This is a genomic window from Steroidobacter cummioxidans (assembly GCF_003104955.1).
The window spans coordinates 62489-88762 of sequence record NZ_LSRW01000019.1; the positions used below are offsets into that span (position 1 = coordinate 62489).

At 62.9% G+C, this 26274-nt stretch carries 25 protein-coding genes; 16 read left to right on the forward strand and 9 right to left on the reverse strand.

Annotated features, from left to right (window positions below; genetic code table 11):
• The 6 genes from D0550_RS12310 to D0550_RS12335 are packed head-to-tail and all read left to right on the forward strand — an operon-like array spanning nt 1 to nt 4968.
• Complete coding sequence (locus D0550_RS12310; protein ID WP_116809489.1) at nt 1–384, forward strand: STAS domain-containing protein; 384 nt, start codon at nt 1–3, stop codon at nt 382–384.
• The gene (locus D0550_RS12315; protein ID WP_116809490.1) at nt 374–778 is read left to right on the forward strand and encodes an anti-sigma regulatory factor; all 405 of its coding nucleotides are present in this window, start codon (nt 374–376) and stop codon (nt 776–778) included. The genes D0550_RS12310 and D0550_RS12315 overlap by 11 nt, the downstream gene beginning before the upstream one ends.
• On the forward strand, nt 779–1774 hold the full coding sequence (locus D0550_RS12320; RefSeq protein ID WP_116809491.1) for an ATP-binding SpoIIE family protein phosphatase: 996 nt from the start codon (nt 779–781) through the stop codon (nt 1772–1774).
• Complete coding sequence (locus D0550_RS12325; RefSeq protein WP_116809492.1) at nt 1771–3564, forward strand: ATP-binding protein; 1794 nt, start codon at nt 1771–1773, stop codon at nt 3562–3564. The genes D0550_RS12320 and D0550_RS12325 overlap by 4 nt, the downstream gene beginning before the upstream one ends.
• Complete coding sequence (locus tag D0550_RS12330; RefSeq protein ID WP_116809493.1) at nt 3548–4603, forward strand: histidine kinase dimerization/phosphoacceptor domain -containing protein; 1056 nt, start codon at nt 3548–3550, stop codon at nt 4601–4603. Before D0550_RS12325 ends, D0550_RS12330 begins: the two co-directional genes overlap by 17 nt.
• On the forward strand, nt 4585–4968 hold the full coding sequence (locus D0550_RS12335; protein WP_116809494.1) for a response regulator: 384 nt from the start codon (nt 4585–4587) through the stop codon (nt 4966–4968). Before D0550_RS12330 ends, D0550_RS12335 begins: the two co-directional genes overlap by 19 nt.
• On the opposite strand, the gene hutG is transcribed toward D0550_RS12335, so the two are convergent.
• Genes hutG through D0550_RS12350 form a run of 3 tightly spaced genes read right to left on the reverse strand, consistent with a single transcriptional unit; the run spans nt 4965 to nt 8832 of the window.
• Nucleotides 4965–5753 carry an N-formylglutamate deformylase gene (hutG, locus tag D0550_RS12340; protein ID WP_116809495.1) on the reverse strand — a complete coding sequence of 263 codons (789 nt, stop codon included), beginning with the start codon at nt 5751–5753 and terminating at the stop codon, nt 4965–4967. The two genes, D0550_RS12335 and hutG, sit on opposite strands and share 4 nt — an antisense overlap.
• Entirely contained in the window at nt 5750–7444 is a 1695-nt protein-coding gene (gene hutU, locus D0550_RS12345) for a urocanate hydratase (RefSeq protein ID WP_116809496.1), read from the reverse strand. Before hutU ends, hutG begins: the two co-directional genes overlap by 4 nt.
• The gene (locus D0550_RS12350) at nt 7441–8832 is read right to left on the reverse strand and encodes a formimidoylglutamate deiminase (RefSeq protein WP_206606230.1); all 1392 of its coding nucleotides are present in this window, start codon (nt 8830–8832) and stop codon (nt 7441–7443) included. The genes hutU and D0550_RS12350 overlap by 4 nt, the downstream gene beginning before the upstream one ends.
• Before the next feature lie 27 nt (nt 8833–8859).
• Here D0550_RS12350 and hutI point away from each other — a divergent pair, with 27 nt between their 5' ends.
• The gene (gene hutI, locus D0550_RS12355; protein ID WP_116809497.1) at nt 8860–10125 is read left to right on the forward strand and encodes an imidazolonepropionase; all 1266 of its coding nucleotides are present in this window, start codon (nt 8860–8862) and stop codon (nt 10123–10125) included.
• A 3-nt stretch (nt 10126–10128) separates the two neighbouring features.
• On the opposite strand, the gene D0550_RS12360 is transcribed toward hutI, so the two are convergent.
• Complete coding sequence (locus tag D0550_RS12360) at nt 10129–10830, reverse strand: outer membrane beta-barrel protein (protein ID WP_116809498.1); 702 nt, start codon at nt 10828–10830, stop codon at nt 10129–10131.
• Nucleotides 10831–11045: 215 nt separating this feature from the next.
• Nucleotides 11046–11456, reverse strand: coding sequence for a hypothetical protein (locus D0550_RS12365; RefSeq protein ID WP_116809499.1), 411 nt, complete (start codon nt 11454–11456; stop codon nt 11046–11048).
• A 123-nt stretch (nt 11457–11579) separates the two neighbouring features.
• Between D0550_RS12365 and D0550_RS12370 the strand changes: the two genes are divergently transcribed.
• A complete protein-coding gene (locus D0550_RS12370; RefSeq protein WP_116809518.1) occupies nt 11580–12377 on the forward strand; it encodes a helix-turn-helix domain-containing protein in 798 nt (265 codons plus the stop codon).
• The gene (locus tag D0550_RS12375; RefSeq protein ID WP_116809500.1) at nt 12374–13156 is read left to right on the forward strand and encodes a thioesterase family protein; all 783 of its coding nucleotides are present in this window, start codon (nt 12374–12376) and stop codon (nt 13154–13156) included. The genes D0550_RS12370 and D0550_RS12375 overlap by 4 nt, the downstream gene beginning before the upstream one ends.
• A 4-nt stretch (nt 13157–13160) precedes the next feature.
• Here the strand turns inward: D0550_RS12375 and D0550_RS12380 are convergent, their stop codons facing one another.
• Nucleotides 13161–13397 (reverse strand): hypothetical protein, encoded by a 237-nt coding sequence (locus D0550_RS12380; protein ID WP_116809501.1) that lies wholly within the window; start codon nt 13395–13397, stop codon nt 13161–13163.
• Between the two features lie 90 nt (nt 13398–13487).
• Between D0550_RS12380 and D0550_RS12385 the strand changes: the two genes are divergently transcribed.
• From D0550_RS12385 to D0550_RS12395, 3 genes are all read left to right on the forward strand, one after another.
• Nucleotides 13488–15296, forward strand: coding sequence for an ATP-binding cassette domain-containing protein (locus D0550_RS12385; protein WP_116809502.1), 1809 nt, complete (start codon nt 13488–13490; stop codon nt 15294–15296).
• Nucleotides 15297–15418: 122 nt separating this feature from the next.
• Nucleotides 15419–15973, forward strand: a complete 555-nt coding sequence (locus D0550_RS12390) for an ECF-type sigma factor (protein WP_116809503.1) — start codon at nt 15419–15421, stop codon at nt 15971–15973.
• A gap of 3 nt (nt 15974–15976) precedes the next feature.
• Nucleotides 15977–18691, forward strand: coding sequence for a serine/threonine-protein kinase (locus D0550_RS12395; RefSeq protein ID WP_116809504.1), 2715 nt, complete (start codon nt 15977–15979; stop codon nt 18689–18691).
• A 7-nt stretch (nt 18692–18698) separates the two neighbouring features.
• Here D0550_RS12395 and D0550_RS12400 read toward each other — a convergent pair whose 3' ends face one another.
• Nucleotides 18699–19994, reverse strand: a complete 1296-nt coding sequence (locus tag D0550_RS12400) for an MFS transporter (RefSeq protein ID WP_206606232.1) — start codon at nt 19992–19994, stop codon at nt 18699–18701.
• A 178-nt stretch (nt 19995–20172) separates the two neighbouring features.
• On the opposite strand from D0550_RS12400, the gene D0550_RS12405 reads away from it, so the two are divergent.
• The 4 genes from D0550_RS12405 (at nt 20173) to D0550_RS12420 (ending at nt 23660) form a co-directional block, all read left to right on the forward strand.
• Entirely contained in the window at nt 20173–21555 is a 1383-nt protein-coding gene (locus D0550_RS12405) for a spinster family MFS transporter (RefSeq protein ID WP_116809505.1), read from the forward strand.
• Nucleotides 21556–21591: 36 nt separating this feature from the next.
• Nucleotides 21592–22158 carry a DOMON-like domain-containing protein gene (locus D0550_RS12410; protein ID WP_116809506.1) on the forward strand — a complete coding sequence of 189 codons (567 nt, stop codon included), beginning with the start codon at nt 21592–21594 and terminating at the stop codon, nt 22156–22158.
• Nucleotides 22155–23357, forward strand: coding sequence for an exo-beta-N-acetylmuramidase NamZ family protein (locus tag D0550_RS12415; RefSeq protein WP_116809507.1), 1203 nt, complete (start codon nt 22155–22157; stop codon nt 23355–23357). The genes D0550_RS12410 and D0550_RS12415 overlap by 4 nt, the downstream gene beginning before the upstream one ends.
• Before the next feature lie 75 nt (nt 23358–23432).
• On the forward strand, nt 23433–23660 hold the full coding sequence (locus D0550_RS12420; RefSeq protein ID WP_116809508.1) for a DUF6496 domain-containing protein: 228 nt from the start codon (nt 23433–23435) through the stop codon (nt 23658–23660).
• 24 nt (nt 23661–23684) lie between these two features.
• Here D0550_RS12420 and D0550_RS12425 read toward each other — a convergent pair whose 3' ends face one another.
• Complete coding sequence (locus D0550_RS12425; protein ID WP_116809509.1) at nt 23685–24926, reverse strand: MFS transporter; 1242 nt, start codon at nt 24924–24926, stop codon at nt 23685–23687.
• Nucleotides 24919–26250, reverse strand: coding sequence for an MFS transporter (locus D0550_RS12430; protein WP_116809510.1), 1332 nt, complete (start codon nt 26248–26250; stop codon nt 24919–24921). Before D0550_RS12430 ends, D0550_RS12425 begins: the two co-directional genes overlap by 8 nt.
• Nucleotides 26251–26274 lie beyond the last annotated feature (24 nt).

A 26274-nucleotide genomic window follows, 5' to 3' on the forward strand; every position in this document is an offset into this window, starting at 1 on the left:
GTGGACCGCGTCCCGATTCTGCGTCTGGGCGATTGTCTGCTGGTCACCGTCCAGGTCGACATGCACGACGAGCTGGCCATGGCCTTGCAGGATGATCTCACCAACAAGATCGTCGCCACCAAGGCTCGCGGCGTGCTGATCGATATCTCCGCGCTGGAAATGGTCGATTCCTTCATCGGCCGCATGCTCGGCAACATCGCCGCCATGTCGCGCATCCTCGATGCGCAGACCGTGGTGGTGGGCATGCAGCCCGCGGTTGCCATCACTCTGGTCGAGCTTGGCTTGTCGCTGCCGGGCGTCCGCACCGCTCTGAACGTCGACGCTGGCCTGGCTTTGCTGCGCAGAATGCTCGATCGCAGCGGTGCAGGCAGCCATGTCGATTGAACCAACCACGCTGCCCGTGCGTTCCGGCGAGGACGTAGTCAAAGTCCGTCAAGCCGTGCGCACGCTCGCCATGGATCTCGGCTTCAGCCTGGTCGATCAAACCAAAGTCATCACCGCCGCCAGCGAGCTGGCACGCAACACGCTGACTTACGGCGGCGGCGGCGAAGTGCGCATGGAGCGCCTGAACCAAGGCGCCAGACGCTATGGCCTGCGCCTCACTTTCGAGGACCGAGGCCCCGGCATCAGCAACATCGACCTGGCCTTGACCGATGGCTACACCACCGGCAATGGCTTGGGCCTGGGACTGAATGGCGCACGGAAGCTTTCTCACGAATTCGATATCTGGTCGCAGCCCGGCGTAGGCACTCGCGTGACCATTACTCGTTGGAAATAAATGCAACAGTTTCAGATCGGCGATCCGAGTGCCGTCGCGCCCGCCCGGCGCGGCGTCAGCACACTTGCCGCCGAACTGGGTTTCGATACCGAAGATGCCGGTCGCGCCGCGCTGGTCGCGACCGAGATCGGTACGAACCTGGTCAAACACGGCGGCGGTGGCGAGCTGATCGCACAGCAGATCTCGCGTGACGGCCACTTCGGCCTGGAATTGCTCGGTCTCGACAAGGGACCCGGCATAGTCGATGTCGCCAAATGTCTGCGCGACGGTTATTCCACCAGCGGCAGCCCGGGCACGGGACTTGGCGCGATGGAACGTTTGTCACAACGCTTCGAGATCTATTCGCGGCCAGGACATGGCACGGCCGTGCTCGCCCAGCTGTGGCCAGACTCGCGAGAACCGCCGCCAGGCCGCACTCAGGTCGGCGCGCTGGTCGTACCAAAACCCGGCGAGATCGCGTGCGGCGACCGCTATTGTTATCACGAACGGGTCGAAGGAGCGCTGGTCGCCGGCATCGATGGTCTCGGCCATGGCCTCGGTGCCGAGCAGGCCGCGGTCGAGGCCTGCCGAATCTTCGACGTGGAGAAACATCGTCCGACGCTGCGCCTCATGCAGACTCTGCACGAGGCCCTGCGCCCCACTCGCGGCGCCGCTGTCACTCTGCTGGAAGTCGATTGGGACGCAGGCCGGATCACCAGCGTCGGCGTCGGCAATGTCGCGGCCGCCTTGATCAATGGCAATGAGACCAAGCGCATCGCTACCGACAATGGCATCGTCGGCCATGTGATTTCCCGACCGCGCGAGCTGACACACGCGTGCCAGCCCGACACCGTGCTGGTGCTGCATTCCGACGGCCTAACGACCAGCTGGCAAGCGGCGCGCTATCCAGGCCTGATGCAACATCATGCCGCGCTGATCGCCGGCGTGTTATATCGCGACTGCAAGCGCGGCCGCGATGATTCCCTGGTCGTTGTCATTCGACGCACACCCTCATGAACCGTTCTCTGCTACGTCTGGACCTTGCCCAGGATCGCGACATCGTCGCGGCCCGGCAGCGTGCGCGCCAGGTCAGTGCCCTGCTCGGTTTCGATTCTCAGGATCAGGTTCGCATCGCCACTGCCGTGTCGGAGCTGGCACGCAATGCCATGCGCCACGCCGGCGGCGGCGCGATCGAGTTCATGCTGACAGAGGCGCCATCACGTGGCGTCGCTTTACAAGCCAATCCGCTGCTGCAAATCGTCATCAGCGACCACGGCCCGGGGATCGCCAACCTGGACGATGCCATTAGCGAAGCGGCGAATGGCGAGCTGAAGCTCGGGTTGGTCGCCGCGCGCCGGCTGATGGACACGTTCGATGTCTATTCCGGCAAGGGTCGCGGCACGACCATCACACTGGGTAAATTCTTGCCGCGCCGGAATGAAAGCGTCCCGGCGGCGCGTGCCGCGACGATCGCGGATCAGCTGTCGGCTTACGGCATGGCCGATCCCACCGCCGAGATTCAACAACAGAACCGCGAGCTGTTGCGCAGCCTGGAAGAGCTGCGGTTGCGCAAGGAAGAACTGGCGCGACTCAACTCGGAGCTCGAAGATACCAATCGCGGCGTGATGGCGTTGTATGCGGAGCTGGAAGAACGAGCCGCTCATCTGCGACTCGCCGATGAAACCAAGACGCGCTTCCTGTCGGCGGTCAGCCATGAATTCCGCACGCCGGTGAATTCCATCCTGGCGCTGTCCAGAATCCTGCTGCATCGACTCGATGGCGAGCTCACCGCCGAGCAGGAGAAACAAGTCACATACATCCGCCAGGCAGCCGAGCAGCTCTCGACCATGGTGGATGATCTGCTCGACCTGCGCAAAGTCGAGTCGGGCAAGCTGCAGCTGCGAGTCGAAACATTCAATGTCACCGACCTGTTCGGCGCGCTGCGCGGCATGTTCAAGCCGCTCAGTATCAAGGACACCGTGTCGCTGACGTTCGAGGAAATCGGCGCGCTGCCCGAGTTGCACACCGATCAGGGCAAGGTCTCGCAGATCCTGCGCAATCTCATTTCCAACGCACTGAAGTTCACCGAGGCGGGCTCGGTGCGCGTTACCGCCAGGCTTGCAGCCGACACCGACACGATCGTGTTCTCGGTCGCCGATACCGGCATCGGCATCGCGGCCAAAAACCACCGGCACATCTTCGACGAGTTCACGCAAGTCGAGAACCCGTTGCAGACCAGTGTCAAAGGCACCGGCCTCGGCCTGCCGCTGTCGCAGCGACTCGCAGGGCTGCTCGGCGGCACGATCGATATTTCCAGCGAGTTGGGCAAAGGCTCGGTGTTCTCGCTGGCCATTCCAGTGCGCCTGGAATCGTCGGCGCCGCTGGGAACACCTGCCGTTCCCGAGGCACGCGCCGCGCAGCGCGTGCTGATCGTCGATGACAGCGAGGTGGAGCGCTATGCGCTGCGCCAGTTCCTGTCGAGCAGTACATTCGAAGTGATCGAGGCCAGCGGCGGCTACGACGGTTTGCGGCTCGCGCGCCAATCGCACCCCGATCTGATCTTCCTCGATCTGGCCATGCCCGACGTGCATGGCCTGGAAGTCTTGAAGATGCTCAAAGCCATCGACGAGACCCGGGACATCCCGGTCATTCTGTTCACCTCGCAGCGGCCCGATGACATCGGCGAGGACCAGGCAGCCGCTGCCAGCGGCTTGTTGTTGAAAAGCGAGTTGTCACGCGAGTCGGTCGCCGCCGTGATCCGGCGCGCCAGCAGCCCCGGAGCAATCCACAATGCCAGCCATGCCTGAAATCATTCTCAACGTCGATGACAACGAGCCGGGGCGGTACGCGACCACTCGTATCCTGAACCGCGCCGGTTTTCAGGTGATCGAAGCAGGCACGGGCAAGGAAGCGTTGCGCCTGGCGCGCAGCGCCTCGCCGCAGCTGGTGGTCCTCGATGTGAATTTGCCGGATATAAGCGGCATCGACGTGTGCCGGCAATTGAAGACGGACCCGGCGACCGCCAGCATCATGGTGCTGCAGGTTTCGGCTACCAACATCGCCGTGCTCGACCGCGTCAGTTCGCTCTCGGCAGGCGCGGACAGCTTTCTGGTCGAGCCCATGGAGCCCGAAGAGCTGGAAGCGGTGGCTCGCGCACTGCTGCGCTTACATCGCACTGAGGCCGAGCTGCGCCGCTCGCTTGCAGAGCGCGAGCTGCTGTTGCGCGAAGTGAATCATCGCGTGAAGAACAGCCTGCAGCTGGTGCTCAGCATGCTGAGCCTGCAAGGCGGCGAGTTTCGCGAAGCAGGTGCTAAGGAATTGTTCGCCAAGGCTATCGCTCGCGTCACTGCCATCGCATCGATTCACGAGCGCCTGTATCAGGACACCGACCCGCTCTCCATCGACATGCAAACCTATCTCAACGGCCTGTGCGCCGAGCTGGCGCGTGCCGGCATTGGCGATGAGCGGCATGCCGATCTGCGCACCGACCTCGAGCCGCTGCGCCTGCCGACCGAAAACGGCGTGTCGCTGGCGCTGATCGTCAACGAGCTGGTGATGAACGCTTTGAAACATGGCCGGCCGACCGACCGGTCCGCGATCATTCGGGTCAGTTTGCACCAGGTCGAGGCCGGCCAGGCGCGGCTGACCATTGCCGACAACGGGCCCGGCATGAGCCCGGACCAGGCAGGCCACACCGCCAAGCCAGCCAGCGGTTTGGGCTCGCGCCTCATCAACATGCTGGTGCGGCAATTGAACGGCGAGCTGCGCATCGAGCACACCGACGGCTACGCCGCTCACATCACCTTCCCCCTGCAAGCCACGGCGACATGGAGCTCGAAGTCCTAATCGTCGAAGACCAGGTGCTGATCGCCATTCACCTGCAGGATCTGGTGGAAGAGGCGGGGCACCGGGTCACCGCGATCGCGCACGATGGCCCCAGTGCACTGGCGGCAGCGGCGAGTCAGCGCCCGAGCCTTGCCATCATGGATATCCGCCTGGCACACGGCACCAGCGGTATCGACGTTGCACGCCAGCTATATCAAGAGCACGGCATCCGCTGTTTGTTCATCAGCGCGAACATCGACGATGAGGTCCGCAAGCAAGTGGCCGAGCTGCAGCCGCTGGGATTCATCGGCAAGCCGTTTCTCGCCGCCGAAGTCATTGCGGCCCTGCAGGCCGCGGCAATCGCGCTCGAATCGAAATCTCGTTAGTCGTGCGCTTTGAGATAGCGCGTCAGCAGCTGCGCAATCAGTGCCTGCGCGGATTTGGCCCGCTGGGGATTCCAACCGGTGCCCGCGGCTTCATCCATATACACGCGACGTGACAGCTCCAGTTGCACGGCATAAACGCCGTCCTGCGGCTGACCATACTTCATCGTGATATAGCCGCCCTTGAAGCGCCCATTCAGCACCGCACCGAACTTGCCATCGGCAGTCACGAGATCGAGCAACCGATCGGCAACGGCGCGCGGACAGCTCGCATCGTCGCGCGTGCCAAAGTTGAATTCCGGCAACACGCCAATGAACAACGACGGCACTTCACTCGCGATCGAATGTGCGTCCCACAGCAATGCATAGCCGTGCCGCTGACGGATGGCTTTCAACTCGGCGACCAGACGCTGGTGATAGGGCTGCCAGTACTGCTCGATACGAGCATCGATCTCGGTTGCAGTGACCTCCCGGCCGGGCGCGTAGATCGGCTCGTCATTGAACGTCAGCAGCGGACACACCGGCGAAGTGGGATTGCCAACGTACAGCGATGCCGAATCCGGCGAACGGTTCAAGTCGACCACGTAGCGCGAGTAGTTCGCTTTCAGAATCGAAGCGCCCAGCTCGCGCGCAAAGTCATACAGCTTGTCGACGTGCCAGTCGGTATCGGCGAGATGACTGCCGGCCAGAGTGAACCGTTGCGCGACTGGCTCCGGCACAAACGTACCCGCATGCGGAATGCTGATCAGCAGCGGCAGCGTGCCCTGATGAAAGTCATAAACGTTCATGGCCGCTCCAGCATCGGCAGGTGCAACTTGTTCTGCCGAGCGCACTCAATGGCTTCGGGATAACCGGCGTCGGCATGTCGCATCACCCCGCTGCCCGGATCGTTCCACAACACGCGCGCGATTCGCTTGGCCGCCGCATCCGTGCCATCGCAAACGATCACGACCCCGGCGTGTTGCGAGTAGCCCATGCCCACGCCTCCGCCATGATGTAGCGACACCCAGGTCGCACCGCTCGCCGTGTTGAGCAGCGCATTCAGCAGCGGCCAATCGGACACGGCATCCGAACCGTCCTGCATGGCTTCGGTCTCGCGATTCGGGCTGGCGACCGAGCCGGAGTCGAGATGATCGCGACCGATGACGATCGGCCCTTTCAGCTCGCCCGAGGCGACCATCTCGTTGAACGCCAGACCGAGCCGATGCCGCTGCCCCAGCCCGACCCAGCAGATACGCGCCGGCAAGCCTTGAAAGCTGATGCGCTCGCGCGCCATATCCAGCCACCGATGCAGATGCGGATCGTCCGGGATGAGCTCTTTCACCTTCGCGTCGGTGCGATAGATATCCTCGGGATCGCCCGACAACGCCACCCACCGGAACGGCCCGATGCCCCGGCAGAACAGTGGCCGGATGTACGCTGGCACGAATCCCGGGAAGTCGAAGGCATTCTTCACGCCTTCATCGAACGCGACCTGGCGAATGTTATTGCCGTAGTCGAACACCGGCACGCCGATGCTGTGATACGCCAGCATGGCTTCGACATGAATCGCGGCCGATCGCTGCGCTTCCTTTACAACGGTGGCTGGATCGCGCGTGCGCAGGTCGAGCCACTTCTCGACACTCCAGCCAATCGGCAGATAGCCGTTCACCAGGTCGTGCGCGGATGTTTGATCCGTCACCGCATCTGGGTGCACGCCACGCGCGACGAGCTCCGGCAGAATCTCTGCCGCGTTACCAAGGACGGCTACCGAGATCGCGCGGCCGCTAGCCGTCGCATTGGCGATCATCTGCAGCCCCGCGTCGAGCGATGGCGCTTGAACATCCACATAGCGCGTGTCGAGTCGCTTCTGAATCCGGCTCTGCTGACATTCGATGCAAAGAATGCTCGCCCCAGCCATGGTTGCCGCCAGCGGCTGCGCGCCGCCCATGCCGCCGAGGCCGGCAGTCAGAATCCACTTGCCTTGCAGCTGCCCGCCGAAATGACGACGACCCATTTCGACGAAGGTTTCGTGCGTGCCCTGCACGATGCCCTGGCTGCCGATGTAGATCCACGAGCCCGCGGTCATTTGTCCGAACATCATCAGCCCACGCCGATCCAGCTCGTTGAAATGCTCCCAGGTGGACCATTTGGGCACGAGGTTGGAGTTGGCGATCAGGACGCGGGGCGCATCCTCATGCGTGCGAAACACTCCGACCGGTTTGCCCGATTGAATCAACAATGTTTCGTCGGCCTTCAACCCGCGCAACGTCTCGACGATTCGATCGAAACATTCCCAGTTGCGGGCAGCGCGCCCGATGCCGCCGTACACGACCAGCTCATCGGGATTCTCGGCGACCTCGGGATCCAGGTTGTTCATCAGCATGCGTAGCGGCGCTTCGGTGAGCCAGCTCTTCGCCGACAACTGCGTGCCGCGCGGCGCACGTACTGCGCGAGCTCCCTGACGACGATCCTGGGCCGGGTGGATCAATGCACTCATAGTCGATCCCTCTTGAACATCTTTTGCAGGGCGCGCTTGTAACCTGCGGCCACTGCGGTTTCGGCGAAGTGGCGTCGATCCTGAACCAGCCAGCGTCCGCCCACCATGACATCGCGCACCGCTTCACTGGTGCCGGAGAAAACAAATGTATCGATGATCGAGTTGTCGCTGCGCGCCGCAAACAAAGGCGAGTTGGTATCCAGCACGACAATGTCGGCGCGCTTCCCCACCGCCAGCTCGCCAATCGATCGCCCTGAGACGCGCGCCCCAGCGGTGCACGCCTTCTGCCACAACAATGCACCGCCGGACGACGTGCCGTCAGTCAGCACACCACGCTGCCGCCGTGCCAGGCGGGCTTGATATTCCAGCCAGCGCAGCTCTTCGATGGGGGACAATGAGATGTGACTGTCCGAACCGATGGCAAACGCGCCGCCTGCCTCCAGCAATGCCTCCATCGGGAAAATGCCGTCGCCGAGATTCGCTTCGGTGGTAGGACACAACCCGACCACCGCGCCAGCCGCCGCAACGCCTTGCAACTCCGCAGCTGTGGCGTGCGTCGCGTGGATCAAGCACCAGCGTCGATCGACAGGCGCGTTGTCGAGCAGCCATTCGATGGGCCGCTTGCCCGTGCGTTCCAGACAGGCCTGCACCTCACGCTCCTGTTCGGCGATGTGAATATGAATCACCCGACCATCGCGCTGCGAGTCGAGCACCATCTGCAAAGACTCCGGCGGCACGGCGCGCAGGCTATGCAATGCCATGCCCACTTCGAGCTGCGGCGAGCGTTGCGACGATTGCCGAAGTGCGTCGAGCAGATCCAGGTATTCGCGTGTCTGCATCGAGAACTGCCGCTGCCGCTCGGTCGGCGGCGCACCCCCAAAGTCGGATGTTTGATACAGCGTCGGCAGCAACGTCAGACCGATGCCCGCCGTCATCGCAGCATCCATCAAAGCCTGGCTCATGGCGAGCCGCTGCTCGTGCGAATGCTCTGCGACCGAGTCTCCCGGACTATGCAAATAGTGAAACTCGCACACCGAGGTGTAGCCGGCCTTGACCATGTCTGCATACAACTGGGCCGCCACGCCGTTGAGGCACTCCGGTGTGATACGGCCCGCCACGTCGTACATGGTTTCTCGCCAGGACCAGAAATTGTCGCCCTCGCCGCCGCGCTGCTCCACCAGACCGGCCATGGCGCGCTGAAACGCATGACTGTGGATATTTGGCATGCCGGCGATTGCCGTGCCGTTGATCATCCTGGCGGCCGTGACGGTATCGTCCGCGGACACATCGACGATGTCGCCGCCGGGATCGACCGAGATCACCACATTGCGATGCCAACCGTCGGGCAGCCACGCGTAGGTAAAGCGATAGCGGGATTGCATGGACATGCGGTCGAGTATAAGACTTCGGAGGCAATGAAAGCTGTGACCGCGAAGACTCACGCCTGGGACCGGGTGTGGCTGGGTGCAAACCTGGCCACCGGCGCTCCTGCATACAATGACCGACACGCCCCCGCCGGGTTGGGCGAGCTGCGGGACGCCGTGCTCGCCATCAAGGATGGACGCGTCGCCTGGGTCGGCAGCCGCCAGCAACTCGACAGCATGCAATGGGCGGCTACCAACGTGACCCTGGCCGAAGGCCTGTGGATTACGCCCGGACTGATCGAATGCCACACCCATCTCGTGTATGGCGGTGACCGCAGCAATGAGTTCGCAGCCAGACTGCGAGGCGCAACGTATGAGGAAATCTCGCGCGCCGGAGGCGGCATCGTCGCGACGATGCGAGCGACGCGCGCTGCCAGCGAAGATCGGTTGCTCGATCAATCCTTGCCGCGCGCCATGGCGCTCGCCGCGGAAGGCGTCACCACCCTGGAAATCAAATCCGGCTATGGCCTCGATCTCGACAACGAGATGAAGATGCTGCGAGTCGCGCAACGCATCGGCGAGCTCACCGGACTCACGGTGATCAAAACATTCCTTGGCGCCCACGCGCTGCCGCCCGAGTTTGCGGGCCGACAGGAAGATTACGTGCGGCACGTGTGCAACGACATGTTGCCCGCCGTCGCAGCGGCGAAGCTTGCCGATGCCGTCGATGCCTTCTGCGAGCGCATCGCATTCACACAAGAACAGACGCGTCGCATCTTCGATCGCGCACGCGAGCTGGGGTTACCCGTGCGACTGCATGCGGACCAACTGAGCGATGGCAGTGGCGGCGAGCTCGCCGCCGACTGTGGCGCCCTGTCGGCCGATCACCTCGAACATGCATCCGAACGGTCTCTGCAACGCATGGCCGAGCGCGGCGTCGTCGCGGGACTTCTGCCCGGTGCGTTCTATTATTTGCGCGAGACCCAGCTGCCGCCCATCGCGCGACTGCGCGAACTGAACATTCCCCTGGCGGTCTCGACCGATTGCAATCCCGGCACTTCACCCATCGCGTCTTTGCTGACGGCGATGAACATGGCTTGCGTGATGTTTCGTTTGACCGCTGCCGAATCGCTACGCGGAGTGACTGTCAACGCCGCAAGGGCCTTGGGCCTGGCGAAGGATCGCGGCACGCTCGAGGTGGGAGCGCGCGCGGACCTGGCGATCTGGCGCTTGCGACATCCCGAGCAATTGTGCGCCGAAGTCGGCGTGCACCGGCCCGTCGAGATCGTGCTCGCCGGCAAGCGGGCTCGCAGCTAGGGCCTAGAACACCACGGAGATGCCGATCGAAATCATATTGGCATCGGCCTCATCGGTATTCTTGTCGCCGGCAGCGATGAAGCGCTGATACTCCAGGCGCAGATCGTAGATCTCGAGAAAGTTGTAGCTGGTGCCGATGCCGGCGAAGAAATCGACGTCGTTGTTTCTAAACCGCTCGCGCTTGGGCATCTGCTCGACGTCCACGTAATAAGTAGTGAACGTATTGCTCGAAAACAGTGCGCCGGCACGCCCGTACACTTCCCAACGATAGCTCAGTGGCCACACGCCGAGCCCCGCCACGGTGATACCGGAAGTCTCACTATCGAAATTGAGCGTGGCGTCGGTGGGAATACCGGTGATATTGCCGCGGATCTTGGCTCGGTACGACACATTGCCCAGATCGACATAACCGCCCTCGACAGCGAAATGCGTATTGAAACGATAGCCGCCCAGGAACCCGAACGCGGAGTCCTCGGCCTCCAGCTTCTCATCGATCGACTCCACCGTCAGCTGCACCAAGCGACTGGGAAAGATCCGCGTGGCCGCATGCACGCTGTAATCCTGGATGTTGCTGTCCTTGTCGCTCTGGCCATAGAAGCCGCCAATGTAAAACCCGGGCTGCGCAGCCTGAGCGACTGGCGACAAAGCGGTCACACCGAGCGCGACCGCGGCGAGGGCGGCTGCGAAAGTTCTTTTTTGATTCATGCGGACGCCCGTGCTGCGACGTTGGGGACCAGACTGTACCGAAATTGTCGAGCCGCCGCTTCAAGCCCGGAATGGAAACAGCGTATCTCAGCATATCGCAGCCGCAAGCAGGTCAGATGCACGTTTCGTCGATCTCGCCGACCGGTCGCCGTCGCATCGTTCGATGCTTTTTTCGCGGCGACCGGTCGGCGTCGGGCGACATATTCAGCACTGGTTCACGCATGCAATGGTGCGACGGCAGGTGACCTGCGCAGGCCGATATATTCCAGCTCCACGATCAGCGCGACGAAGGCCGCCTGGCCAGCGACGAACAGGTAGCCCAGCAGGCTCGGCTGCACCCAGCCGGAGAACAACAGCACGATGCTGTCGATCGCCCAGATGGCATTGGCCACGATCACCGCCCATACCGCTGCTCGCGGCAGCCGCGCCCGCGTGCTCAGAAACGCCAGCAACAAAGCGAATGGCAGCAGCACGACGCTCGCCTGCTGCAGCAGGTCGACCGGCAGATTCAAGACGCCGGACAACCAGCCACTGAATGCCACCATTAACACTCCCATGCCGGCGCAGCTGATGGCGTCCAGCACCAGAATACGACGCAGAAAATTGCCTGTTTGGATGTAGCTCATGTCGGTTGCTCCATATCGTTGTTGACGTGTGACGGGGTGGAGCATGGCGCCTGCAATGGCGGCGAGTCGATTACCCGCCAGGTAATGGAGCAGCCACCGACGGCTGCGCTATCGTCTCGTTCCATGAACACAACTGCCCTGCGCCCGGTCGGCGACCTGCTGCGTGAATGGCGTCAGCGACGGCGCCTGAGCCAGCTCGACTGCGCCGTGGAAGCCGAAATTTCCTCCAAGCATCTGAGCTTTCTGGAAACCGGCCGCTCACGCCCCAGTCGCGAAATGCTGTTGAAGCTCGCCGAGCTGCTCGAAGTGCCGTTGCGGGAACGAAATGCGTTGCTGATCTCAGCGGGATTCGCGCCTGTGTTTGCCGAGCGCAAGCTGGACGATCCATCACTGCAGGCCGCGCGCGACGCGATGGAAATGGTGCTCAAAGGTCACGAGCCGTATCCGGCAATCGCAGTCGATCGACATTGGACCTTGCTGGCAGCCAATCGCGCCGTGGCGCCGATGCTGGCCGACATCAAGGCGCAGCTGCTGGCACCGCCGATGAATGTGTTGCGAGCCAGCCTGCATCCCGATGGCCTGGCCCCGCGGATCGTCAATCTCGGCCAGTGGCGGGCACACATATTCGCGCGCCTGCGCCAGCAGATCGAAGTCTCTGCCGACCCGGCCCTGAGCGCATTGCTGGAGGAACTCATTGCCTACCCCGCGCCGGCGCACCCTAGCCACAACGAGCGCAGCGAAAGCACCAATGCGTTCGTCGTGCCGCTGCGACTGGCGACACCGATGGGGGTGCTCAGCTTCATCAGCACCACCACCGTCTTTGGCACTCCCATCGATGTAACTCTGTCAGAATTGGCGCTGGAATCCTTTTTCCCCGCCGATGCGGCCACCGCCGCCGCGCTCCGACAGCTGCCGATATGAGTTACGTCTACCGAGTCGAAGGTTCTATCGCCCACGCTCAGCCCTGCTCCGCAGGACCTTGGGATCCCAGCATGCAGCACGGCGGCGCGCCGGCAGCTCTGATTGCCTGGGCGATCGAGCGCATGCCCATGCGCGAGCCCATGCAAGTAGCGCGGATGACGTTCGATTTGTTACGACCCATCCCGGTCGCGCCGCTGGAAATCAAAATCGACGTGCAGCGCGAGGGCCGCAAGATCCAGGTCTGCAATGTGACTTTGTCAGCCGAGGGCGTGGCGTGCGTGCGCGCCACGGTGCTGAAGATTCGACGCACGGAAGTGGAGTTGCCCGAGCACATCATCGATGAGCAAGTGACCTTGCCCGGCCCCGAGCAAGGCCGCGAGGCCAAGATCCGCTTCAGCTCTCATGAGCAGTTCGCCGCGGGCATGACGCTGCGCTCGGTGCGAGGCACATTCGGTGAAATGGGCCCCGGCGCACTGTGGTTTCGCGCACAGCGACCAATCATCGAGGGTGAGCCGATTACGCCGCTGATGCGCGCCGCCATGACTGGCGATTTTTGCAATGGCGTCTCGTCGGTACTCGATTTCAACGAGTGGACCTTCATCAACGCCGATCTGACCGTCAGCCTGGCCCGCATGCCCGTGGGCGAATGGATTCTGCTGGATGCGCAGACCTGGCTGGGCGATCACGGCGCGGGGCTGGCGTTCGCGAAGCTCGGCGATGAGCGTGGCTATTTCGGCCGCGCCATCCAGAGCCTGGTGATCGAGCGGCGCGCGAAGTAACCAGCTAGGGCTCGGTTTGGGTCGGCACCGCGGCTTCAGCTGCGGCCGCCTTCTTCCGCTCCTCTTCTTCGCGGCGCTCCTTCCGGATGGTCCAGATCACGCTGCCAAATGCCGCGGCAATCACCAGCATCAGCGCGGCCATGATGAAAACCAGGCCGCCGGCCAGCCGCCAGCCCTCATAGAGCCCCAGGACCAGGCCGACGGGGGTCGTGATCAGCAACATGGGTTTGGCGATGCGCATGCCCCTATTGTAGGGCCGCGGTGACGATTTCCAGCCCCGGGATGGCCGGCACCGTTATCATTCGGGCCCCCACGCTCAAGCCAACCGCCGATGCCCCTGCTCACGCTGCGCAATGCCGAACTCGCCTATGGCCTGCATCCCCTGCTGGATAAGGCGAATTTCGCCATTGACGAGCGCGAGCGGGTCGGCCTGATCGGCCGCAATGGCACCGGCAAATCCTCGCTACTGAAAGTCATCACGGGCCATGCGTCTTTGGATGACGGCGAGGTGTCGCGCCTCGACGGCCTGAATGTAGTGCTGGTCGAGCAGGAGCCGCTGTTGCCGCCGGCGCAGACCGTGCGTGACAGCCTGGTCCTGCGAGGCAAGCTCGAACAAATCCACGATGAGCGCGAGCGTTGGCGCCTCGAAGCGCGCCTCAGTGAATTCTTACAGCGCCTCGGAGTGGCCGCCGAGCGCGCTCCTGAAACGACGTCAGGCGGCGAGCGCAAACGCGCCGCGCTCGCTCTGGCACTGGCACTGGAACCCGATCTGCTGCTGCTCGACGAGCCGACCAACCATCTGGACATCGACGGCATCACCGCGCTCGAAGAACTGTTGATCAAAGGCCCGGCGTCCATCGTCGTCACCCACGACCGCGCCTTTCTCGATCGAGTCGTCACGCGCATCATCGAGCTCGACCGTGGCCTGCTGCGCTCGTATCCCGGCAACTTCGCTGCGTACGAGACCCGCAAGAGCGAGCAACTCGCCGCCGAAGAGGTGATGAATCGCAAGTTCGACAAGTTCTGGGCGCAGGAAGAAGTCTGGATTCGCAAAGGTGTCGAAGCCCGCCGTACTCGCAATGAAGGGCGCGTGCGCAGGCTCGAAGCGCTGCGCGATCAACGTGCCGCGCGCCGCGAGCAAATGGGCAGCGTCAAGCTCACTCTCGATTCGGGTGAACGCTCGGGCAAGCTGGTCGCGGAATTGACCGACGTTGCCAAGTCATTTGCTGAGCGACCGATCGTGCGCGATCTGTCCATGCGCATCATGCGGGGCGACCGCCTCGGCCTGATCGGGCCGAACGGCGCTGGCAAGTCGACCCTAATCAAGCTCATCCTCGGCCGGCTCGAGCCGGACAGCGGCAACGTGCGTCTGGGCACCAACATTGCCGTCGCCTACTTCGATCAACTGCGCGAGCAGCTCGACCCGGAGAAATCCGTGGTCGAGACCATCAGCCCGGGCTCGGACTGGGTCGAGATCGGCACCGAGCGCAAACACGTCATGACCTATCTTGGCGATTTCCTGTTCTCGTCACAGCGCGCCAACTCGCCGGTGAAGGCGCTGTCCGGCGGCGAGCGCAATCGATTGCTGCTGGCCCGGCTGTTCGCGCGCCCCGCAAACGTGCTGGTGATGGACGAGCCCACCAACGATCTGGACATCGATTCGCTCGAGCTGCTGGAAGACACGTTACAAACTTATCCCGGTACGCTGCTGCTCGTGAGCCACGACCGAACCTTCCTCGACAACGTGGTCACGCAGACATTGGTCGCGCAAGGCAATGGCCGCTGGCAGGAATATGTCGGCGGTTACAGCGACTGGCTCGCGCAGCGTCCGGCACCGGTCGCGGCCGCGCCGACCAAGCCGAAGCAAGAAAACAAACCCGCTGCTCGCGCCCCCGCGCCGGTGAAGCTCAGCTACAAGGAAACGCGCGAGCTGGCGCAGCTGCCCGCAGAAATCGAGGCGCTGGAACAACGCCAACAAGAGCTGACCGCGCGCATGAGCTCGGCCGACTATCACAAGCAAGGCCCCGAGCAGCTCAAGGCCGACCGCAAGCTGGCCGAAGACCTGGAGCGCGACATGGCGGAAAAGTTCGAGCGCTGGTCGACGCTCGAAGCCAAGGCGGAAGCGGCGGCAAAAAGCTGAACGGTGTGCCGGGCAGGACGCCCCAATGCAGCGGGCACATGGGCGCTCAGGAGCGTGCTTTCGGTCACGGCCGCGACCGCCTCATATGCTAGATTCCGCCCATCGTCGGATGACGCACCTTCATGTCGCAAGTCACTTTACTGCTCGATGCATCACGGCGGGGCGATGCCCGCGCCGTCGAGCAGCTATTCGATCTGCTCTACAACGACTTGCGACAGCTGGCCCACGCCAGGCTGCGCCGCAGTGGCCAGTTCACCTTGCTCGACACCACGGCGCTGGTCCACGAATCCTATCTGCGGCTGTTCAAGGCTGGCTCCATCGAAGCAAACGATCGCGGCCACTTCATGGGTTATGCCGCGCAAGTCATGCGATCCATCGTCGTTGACTTCGTGCGTCGTCGTTCGGCAGACCGCCGTGGCGGTGATGCCATCCATGTCGACATCGACGTCGCAGCTGCGCACATCACCGACCCGCGCGAGCGGGAAGTGATACAGATTCACGAAGCGCTCCAGGAGCTGGAGAAGATCGACCCGCGCCTGGTGAAGGTCGTCGAGATGCGTTACTTCGCCGGGATGACCGAGGATGAAGTCGCCGACGCGCTCGACCGCAGCGTGCGATCCGTGGCGCGCGACTGGGAAAAAGCGCGATTGTTCCTGGCCACCTCTCTGGCACAGTAAGCCATGCAAAGAATCGGGCCCGAAGACTGGAAACAGATGTTCGAGCTGCTCGATACCGCGCTCGACCTGCCGCCGGCCGAACGCGATGCCTGGCTCGATTCACTTGCCGGGGACCACGAACGCCTCAAGCCCGCGCTTCGCGAGTTGCTACAGAAGCATGCAACCCGCGACAGCGACGAGTTCCTGCGCGACATGCCGCAGTTCACGAGTCTGACTGGCATCAACACCTCTCACCTGAGCTCAGCGTCGCCAGGAAATCACGTCGGCCCCTATCGGCTGGTGCGGGAACTCGGCCGCGGCGGTATGGGCAGCGTATGGCTCGCCGAGCGCGCTGACGGCACGTTCAAAAGAAACGTCGCGCTCAAGCTGCCACACGTCACCTGGATCGGCGGACTGGCCGAACGCATGGCTCGCGAGCGGGACATTCTCGCGACGCTCGAACATCCCAACATTGCGCGGTTGTACGACGCCGGCGTCGACGATCTCGGGCGGCCGTTCATGGCCATGGAATATGTGGAAGGCGTAACGATCGATCGTTACTGTGCACAGCACTCACCTTCGATCGAACAGATATTGCAGCTGATCCTGCAAGTGGCACGCGCTGTCGCTCATGCACACGCGCGGCTGGTCGTGCATCGTGACCTCAAGCCCACCAACATTCTGGTCACCACCGATGGCTCGGTGCGTCTACTGGATTTCGGGGTCGCCAAACTGCTGGAAAATCAGCCGGGCGAACATACCCAATTCGCCGCACGCGCGTTCACGCCGGAGTACGCGGCGCCGGAACAAATCAAAGGCGAGCCGATCAGCACAGCGACCGATGTGTATTCGCTGGGTGTCGTGAGCTATCAATTGTTGACGGGCGCACTGCCCTACTCGCCGAAGCATACTGGTGGCGGGCAGCTCGAACGCGCCATCACGGAAATCGACGCGTCGCTGGCGAGCACGACGACTCAAGATCAGCAGCGCGGTCGTCGCTTGCGGGGTGACATCGACGCCATCTTGAACCGTGCGCTCAAGAAGGACCCGGCACAGCGCTACGCCAGCGCCGACGCCTTCGCATTGGATATCGAAAATCATCTGCAAGGCCGGCCCATTCAAGCCCGGCCCGACAGCGCGTGGTATCGCTTCAGCAAGTTCGTCAGTCGCAACCGCGTTGGAACCGCCGCGGCTGCCGCTGTCTTGATCGCCATTCTCGGAGGCGCCAGCGTCGCCCTCTGGCAAGCTCGCGAGGCGCGCGAGCAAGCGGCGCGCACCGCTGTTGAGCGAGACATCGCTCGCCGAGCTGCCGCTCGCGAAGAGGCGGTGCGGATGTATCTGACGCGCATGTTCCGCAACTCAGTGACAGCTGACGGCGCCAGCCCGACGACCGCCAAATCGATGCTCGATCGCAGCGCCGAGCGCGTGCTGCAGGAGTATCGCGACGATCCTTATCTCGCGGGCAAGGTGGTCGAGACGCTCGCCGATTTGTATGGCGCACTCGAAGACGTCGCTGGACAGGTACCGTTGCTCGAAGGCTATTTGAAGCAAGCGGGACCGGAAGGGAATCCAGAGACGGTGGCGCTGGTGAGGCAGAAACTCGCCCACGCCGAGCTGGGGCGCGGCAATCTGCAACGCGCCGATGAACTGCTTCAACCCGCCGAGCAATTCTGGAACACCGATCGAAAGCGTTACGCCGAGCAACATCTGGAATGGGTGACCGTCAAGGCGCGGCTGCTGCGCGCGCAAGGAGATCTGGCGGGCTCCATCGCGACCAACGAGCAGGCCATCGCCGAGCGCGTCGCGCTTTCAGGCGAGAATCACAGCGAGACGGCGATTCTCTACAACTCGCTTGGCATCGCCTTGATGAATGCCAATCGCCTGCAGGAGGCGACCGCAGCTTATCGCAGGGCGCTGGCCATTCACGATACGTTGGACTCGGGCGAGGATGTGCCCGCGTTGGTGATGCGCGCGAACGTCGGCACGCTCTCGTATCGCGTTGGCCGTATCGCCGATGCGGAGCGCGAGTTGAAACATGCCTTCGAGGGCCAGCGCGCGATCTCGGGAGATTCGGCGGCCGTCGCCGCGTCGATGGGTCAGTACGGCTCGCTGCAGACGGCGCTCGGCCGTCCCGATCAAGCGATTGCCATTCTGGAAGACGCCTCAGAGATGGCCGAAAAATTCACGGCACGAGGCAGCGCGTTGCATGTGCAGAACCAAACGTTTCTCGCGGAAGCGCACGCTGCGGCCGGACGAAACCAGAAAGCGGTGCAGATCGCGGATGAAGCACTGACACTGGCGCGCAAGCAGTTTGGCGACGAGCACTTCTTTGCCCAACGAGCACGACTCGCCAAAGCCAGGCTCACCGCCAATCAACAGCCATTCGAGCAGGCGAACGCCGAGCTCGCTGATGTCATCACCAAACTTCGCTCCGGCGGACCGGCCGCGCAGCTCGCGCTAGGTCAGGCGCTAATCGCGCAGGGCGAACTGCTGTTACAGAACGGCCGCGCCGCTCAAGCCGTGCCCGCGCTCGATGAAGCAGTAAAGCTGCGCGAGCAAGCGATGTGGGAAGAAAGTTGGGAGCTCGCCGAAGCCCGCGCACGACTAGGCGAAGCGCAAGTCGCGTCCGGCAATGCGACCGGAAAACAGCTGATCGAGCAAGCGCTCGCGACGCTGCAATCTCAGTTGGGACCGGCTCATCCGCAAACCTCACGCGCACAACGCGCAATCGCGATGTAAACGAGCCTTACCGCACGCTCTTGACGGGCAGGATGGTGACGGACGCAAGCAGCGCGATCGAGCCGGCAATCGCGAACAGCCAGGTGTAATCGCCCCCCGTGAGCGCGAGGATCAGCGGCGCAACGGCCGGAGCGATGGCTTGAGGCAAGGCATTTGCGACATTGAAAATTCCCAGATCCTTGGCGGCATCGCGCCATCGATTCGGCAATACGTCGGTCACCAGCGCCAGGTCGACCGCAAAATAAATACCGTGACCGATGCCGGTGATGGTCATGCCGAGCAGAAAGGTCGGAAAGTCCGGCGCGGCGGCGATCACCCACAATCCGATCGCATACACCACACCACCGATGACGACGAAGATCTTGCGACGACCGATCGCGTCCGACAGTCGCCCGCCCAGAATGCTCACGGCAATGATCGCGACGGTCTGCGCGAGGATGCCCTGGAAGATGAGCTTGGGAATCTGCACGGCGTCGTGGCCGAGCTTGTCGATCAGATAAAACGGTTGATACGTGTTCAGGAACGCCGTACCCAACACCAGCAGCAGACGGCTCAGCCAGGTCCAGCCGAAATCCGGATGCTGCCGCGGATTGACCCAATAGATCGCGAGCACATCACGCCAGCCCAGCGACGCCACTTCCTCTGGCGCGAGCTGCCGATCGCGTAACGTGAGTGCGAACACCAGCACGAGCACGACGCAGATCGATGCGGGCAGCATGAATGTGAGCAACGTCGAGGTGGCCACGGACTGCACGAGATACGTGCCGCTCACCTGCCCGAGCGGCAGGCACACGCCCATCACGCCAGCCACCGTGCCGCGCTGCTCAGTGGGAACCTGATCGGGCAAGACGGCAATGATCGCCGCCAACACCGCGTTGAACGCGAGCTGCGCCAGACACCAGCCGATGAGCAGCACCGCGATGCTGTCGGCAGTCGCGATCATCAACAACGCCAGCGCGCCGCAGAGCACTCCGCCGATCAGCCATGGCCGGCGCATGCCGAAACGGGACGTGGTCCGATCGCTCAGTCGTCCGAACAAAGGATTGCCAACGAGAGCGAAGAACGCGCCCAGTCCCAGCACCAGCGACAGACTCGACGCGGCAGCCTCGGGCGCGAGATGCCGCACCCTCAAGGCAATAGTCACGAGCACCGGCGTGAGTAACGCCAGCCAGGTGCCTGTGTAGGCCAGCGCGTGGAGCGTGATGAATCCCCAGCCAACGCGCGGCTTGTCGTCGACAGCTGCGGCCGAGGCCGGCTGCTCTTGTGACTGCATGGCGCGCAGGATGCCCGGAAGCTCGTACATCTCACAAGCGGCTTTGTTCTGCGCAATGAAATCAAGCGTCTGGACTCGCCGCCGGCCGCGGCTGCGACTACACTGGTTTCAATTCCCGGCACGCCCCGCGAAGGAAACACAGGCGGCGGCCGGGATTCGCTTGCGAATGCTCCAGTTCCATTTCGAGCGCCAGCACGGGGGACCCTGATTGAACACGCAGCACTCGGCGGCCAATCCGCCCGCACTGCCTGGAGCCCTGCCCTATCCGGCATCGGCACAAGCCTGGTACCTGGTGTTCGTCCTGCTGCTCTTCTATATCTTCTCGTTCATCGACCGGCAGATCATCTCGCTGCTGGTCGAGCCCATCAAACGCGATCTGCAGGTCACCGATACTCAGATCGGCCTGTTGCAGGGCTTTGCGTTCGCACTCTTCTATACGCTGTTCGGCATTCCCATCGGCCGGCTCGCCGATCGTATGAATCGCAAGAGCATCGTCGCGGCCGGCATCGTTGCGTGGTCGCTGATGGCGACGTTATGTGGTCTGGCCAAGAACTGGACGCAACTGTGCCTGGCGCGCGCCGGCGTCGGTGTGGGCGAAGCCGCTCTGTCACCCGCGGCGTACTCGATGATCAGCGACGCGTTTCCGCGAGAGAAACAAGGTCGTGCCTTCAGCGTCTACAACATGGGCATCGCGATCGGCGCGGGCATCGCCATGTTGGTGGGCGGCCTGGTCGTCGCTGCGATCTCGACAGAAGGCAAGACGTTTACGTTGCCGCTACTTGGTGAAGTCCGCGCGTGGCAATTCGTCTTCATCGTCACCGGCGCACCGGGACTGTTACTACCGCTTCTGCTGTTGGGAGTGCGGGAACCGGCGCGGCGCGGACTGATGAAAATGCAATCGGCGAGCGGCGAAGACTTCGGGCAGAAGGTCCCATTCCGCGAAGTGCTGAAGTTTCTGGTGAAGCATGGCAACTTCTACAGCCTGCACTTCATCGCGCTCGCCATGCTGGCCATGGTCGGCTACTCGGTCGGCGCATGGCTGCCTACCGTGATCGCGCGTACGTATGGAGTGCAGCCAGCGCAGGTCGGCGTGGTCATCGGCCTGTCGACCATACTGATCAATACGACCGGCATTTTCCTCGCCGGGCGACTGTGCGATCTGTGGGCCTCGCGCGGCCAAACCGACGCGCCCATCAAAGTCTGTCTGGTCGTGGCGGTGGCAACGCTGGTGACCAGCTCGATCACCCCATTCATGCCGAGTTTCGTGATTGCGTGCGTCGCAATCTGCATTGCTGGCCTGCCCTTCCATGGTTACGTGGCGATGGGTCCGATGGCGGTGAATCAGGTGACGCCGAACCAGATGCGCGCGCAGATCTCGTCGCTGTACCTGTTCACCATCAACTTGATCGGCATGGGCGTCGGCCCGGCTCTGGTGCCGTTCATCAGCGACTACATCCTGAAGGACCCCATGCAGATTCGCTGGGCACTGGCCATTGTGGTGGTGGGCGCCACCAGCATCGCCGCAATCCTGCTGTGGCTGGCCAGGCCGCTGTTCCGGGAGAAGATTGCGGCAACCGCGAATTGGCACTGACGTCCGTGACGGGCGTGAGTGGACTAGAATGGCTGTATGCATGCCACGCCCCTCCTCTGCCACCCGTCGACGCCGGACGACATCGTCGCCAGCATCACGGTCGAAGTGAATTCACTCACGGCCGATCTGCTGGTGCTCTATTACCGCATCACCGGTGATATCGATCGCCTGCAACTGCCGGCGCAGGCGGCCAGCAAATTCCAGGATCTGTTGTGGCAACAGACCTGCCTGGAAGCCTTCATCGGCTTCACCGACAGCGACGCGTATTTCGAATTCAATTTCTCGCCGTCCAGCCAATGGGCGGTGTATCGATTCGAGAACTATCGTCAGAACGTTACATCGCTGAACCCGCTGCCGTCGCCGCGCGTCCTCGTTCGGCGCCGTAACGGCGAATTGGACGTCGACGTGGACATCCATCTCGGCGCCATTCCTGGGCTGACGGCGGCCGAAATCAAAGGTCGCGAGCTGCGCCTCGCCGTGTCGGCCGTCTCGCAGAGCGACCAGGGCGTCATTTCCTATTGGGCGCTGGCACATCCGCCGGGCAAGCCCGATTTTCATCATCGCGATGGCTTTGCCCTGCGGCTGGCCGGAGATCCTGCATGAAGTTCGGTATCGATCGACTGCTCGAAGAGCCGTCGCTGCGCCGTGAGTTACAGGGCAAGCGCGTCGCGCTGCTCGCTCATCCCGCTTCCGTCACGACGGATCTGACACATTCCCTCGATGCGCTCGCCGCGGCCGGCGTGAAGCTCACGGCTGCATTCGGCCCGCAACACGGCCTGCGCGGCGACAAGCAGGACAACATGGTCGAGTCGCCGACCTTCAACGATCCCATCCACGGCATTCCAGTCTTCAGTTTGTATGGCGAAGTGCGACGCCCCACCGACGAGATGATGCAGCCGTTCGATGTGCTGCTGGTCGATCTGCAGGATCTAGGCTGCCGCATCTACACGTTCATCACCACGCTGCGCTACGTGCTCGAAGCAGCGGCGAAGCATGGCAAGACGGTGTGGGTGCTGGATCGTCCGAACCCGGCCGGTCGACCTATCGAAGGGCTGCGCCTGCGCGCCGGCTGGGAAAGTTTCGTCGGCGCGGGACCGCTGCCGATGCGACACGGCCTCACGCTCGGCGAGCTCGCGCATTGGTTCGTGCGCACGCTCAGACTCAACGTCGAGTATCGAGTGATCGAGATGCAAGGCTGGCAACCTGAGAGCGCACCGGGGTACGGCTGGCCGCTCGGCGAACGGACCTGGGTCAATCCCAGCCCCAACGCGCCGAATCTCTGGATGGCTCGCGCTTATGCCGGCACCGTGATGCTGGAAGGCACGACGCTGTCCGAAGGACGCGGCACGACGCGACCGCTCGAGCTGTTCGGCGCACCCGACATCGATGCGAATCAGGTGCTGGCGCAGATGCACTCGCTGGCGCCGCAGTGGCTGCAAGGTTGCCGGCTGCGCGCTTGCTGGTTCGAGCCGACGTTTCACAAACATGTCGGGAAACTTTGCGCAGGGTTGCAGATTCACGTCGAAGATCCGAGCTACGAGCATCACGCGTTCCAGCCGTGGCGCCTGCAAACATTGGCGTTCAAGGCGATCCGCCGTCTGCATCCCGACTACGCTTTGTGGCGCGACTTTCACTATGAATATGAGAAAGATCGCCTCGCCATCGACATCATCAACGGCGGCCCGCAACTGCGTGAATGGGTCGACGATGCGCGCTCGACACCCGCCGATCTGGATGCGATCACGCAGCCCGATGAGAAGTCATGGGCCGCAGAGCGTGAGGCGTTCCTGATCTATCGGTAAGGGTTTCGGAACAGCGTGCTGTAGCGAGGCGTTGGTGGGTCGGGACTAATCCAGTTCGACACACGAGGAGCCGTCATGGCGACCAAACGTAAGTACAGCAAGAAGGCCTCGAAGAAAGTGAAGAAGGCCATGCACGAACGCAAGAGCGGCACGCTGCGCAGCGGCCGCTCGGGCAAGAAGGTGAAGAGCCGCAAGCAGGCGGTTGCGATCGGCTTGTCCGAGGCGCGGCGCTCGGGAGCGAAGGTTCCCAAGAAGAAGAGCAGCAAGAAAAAGAGCACGAAGAAGAGCGCGAAGAAGAAATGAGCACGCGCTGGTGCGCAGCTCCAATCAAGTCTTGGGGCTGCGCACCAGCAACAGCGCACTGAGTGCAATCAGCGCCAGTGCGCTGAGAGTCAGCGAGGTGTGAATGCCGATCGCGGCGCCCATCAACCCCACCGTCACCCCGCTGAACGTTCGCAGACCCAGCGCCATCATCGAGAACACACCCAGCACGCGGCCGCGAATGTCGGCCGGCGCATTCAACTGCACCAGCGTCTGAGCCATCGAGTTGAACGACAGGTCCATGAAGCCGGCGATGAACAGTAACAGCACCGCGAGCGAGTAGACCGACGACATTGCGAAACCGGCCAGCGCGACACACCAGAACATCGCCAGGATCATGGCCGTGCGCGGATTCGGCTGCAGCCAGCCGCGACTCTCCAATATGAATCCGGCTGTCAACGCACCGACGGCATCCGCACCCAACAACACACTGTAGGAAAGATCCGCATTGCCGTGGCCGAGCGAGCGCGCGAAGTCCGGCATCTGTGGCAGATAAGCATTGCCGATGAAGAACGACGCTCCGCCCGCGAGCAGGATCATCGACAACAATGTCCGCTGCGAGCCGATACGACGAAGCGTCGACATCACATCGCTCACAGAGAGCAACGCTCGTCGCGGCGCGCCCTGCCCGGCGGCGGCACGCGAATATGGCGCCTTCCACAACCAGATAATCGTCGGCAAGTAGAAGAACGCGTTGAGCAAAATGCCGTGCGAAGGACCGAGCAGCATCAATAGCGCGCCGCCAATCGCCGGCCCACCGAGCAGACCGAGCTGGCGCGACGTTGCATTCAGTCGCACGGCACTCTGCAAGTCTTCTGATGGCACGACGTGATGAAGCAGCACCTGCGCACCCGGGGTCCACAACACGCCGGCAATGCCATGCAGGGTCAGCAGCACCATCGCGTGCCAGATCTCCAGCGTGTCCGTGGTGAACAGCACACCCCACGTCAGGGACACGGCCATGAACAGCACCATGCCGATCTGAATCAGCCGTCGCGGATCGAAATGATCGGCGAGCGCGCCGACCGGCAAGGACAGCAGCAGAAAGGGCAGCCAATGCGACACCACCGCGAACGCACCGAGCGCGTTCGACTGGAACTTCTGGAACATCATCCAGTAACTGATGACGTGCTCGACGCTGTCCGCCATCATCGCGCCGGCGAAACTGAAGAAGAAGCCGCGATAACTGGGATGACGCAGGGCCGCGAACGAGCGGCGCGCTGGCGCCGACGCAGGCGCGTTACTCACTCGCCGTGTCCGAATGCGGCTTCGCGCGCAGCGGCAACTCAGGGATGAACAGCACGACGAACAGCGCCAGACCGACGATCCACAGCGCCCGCCCCAGCATGTGAGCGATGGCCCCCGCGAACGCCTCTTTCACGCCGCGCTGGATGTTCTCGACCAGCTTGGTCGCATACATCGCCATGCCGGCTTGCACAGTCGCGAGCGCCTGCTGAGTGCGCAGGGCGACGATGGCATTCTCGGTGGCGAGCATGCTGTCACGAAACAAAGCGGCGACACCCGCGATCACTCCCGGCTCGTCCCAGGCGCGCGAGGGAATGTTCGCCAACTGCTGTTTCAAGGCCGTCGACAGGTCCGGATCTTTCAACAATCGATCGCGACCGGCCGCTCCCGCCTTCAGCTCAGCGACCAGCTCATCGGTGCGTTCGACCAACTCGTCATGCGTGCCGGAGCGCAGGCCGCCGTCGCGTAGCGGCTCCTTGACGGCTTCTGGCAGTCGCGGATCGGCAAGCACCTCTTCCACCGCCCGCGGATCTTCATTGAAAGCGCGCTCGATCACTCGATATCGCTCATCGAGCGCCGCCTGCACCCGCTCGCGAATCTGGTCCACGTTCATGGCCTGACTCTGCGCATGCGCCAGATCGAGTTGCGCGACGTTGGCGCCGGGCAACTGGGGAACATGCTTGGGCAACTCGTCCGTGAGCGCATGCGTAAGGAAGGTTCCGAAAATGGCCACGCCGACCGTCGAGCCGATCTGGCGGCTGAACTGACTCATGCTGGTGGCCACGCCGATCTGATTGGCCGGCGCGGCGTTCTGGATCACCAGGCTGAACAGCGTTTGCGCCGGACCCAACCCGAGGCCAGTCAACGCCAGTCGCCAGGTCAAATCGGCTTGGGTCGTGTCGGCGGTAATGCCAGTCAACGACATGACACCTGCGACCAGCAGCACACCGCCGGTAACCATCAATGCCTTGTACTTGCCGGTGCGCGACACGATACGACCCGAGCCGATGCTGCTGACGATCAATGTAAGCATCAAGGGCAGCAACGCCACACCGCTCTGTACCGCTGAAACGCCCTGCACTACCTGCATGTACAGCGGCATGAACATCACGACGCCGAGGAACGCCATGCTCATGACGAACGAGCCGAGCGTCGCGATGCGGAACGTAGGAATGCTGAACAGATGCAGCGGCAGGATGGGCTCGCGAGCGCGCCCTTCGACCCAGATGAAAATGCCCAACGACACCGCTGACACTGCAAACAAGCCAAGGATGTGCGGCGAGTCCCATGCGTAGTGCGTGCCGCCTAAAGTCAGGCCGAGCAGCAAGGTCTCTTATACACATCTGACGCT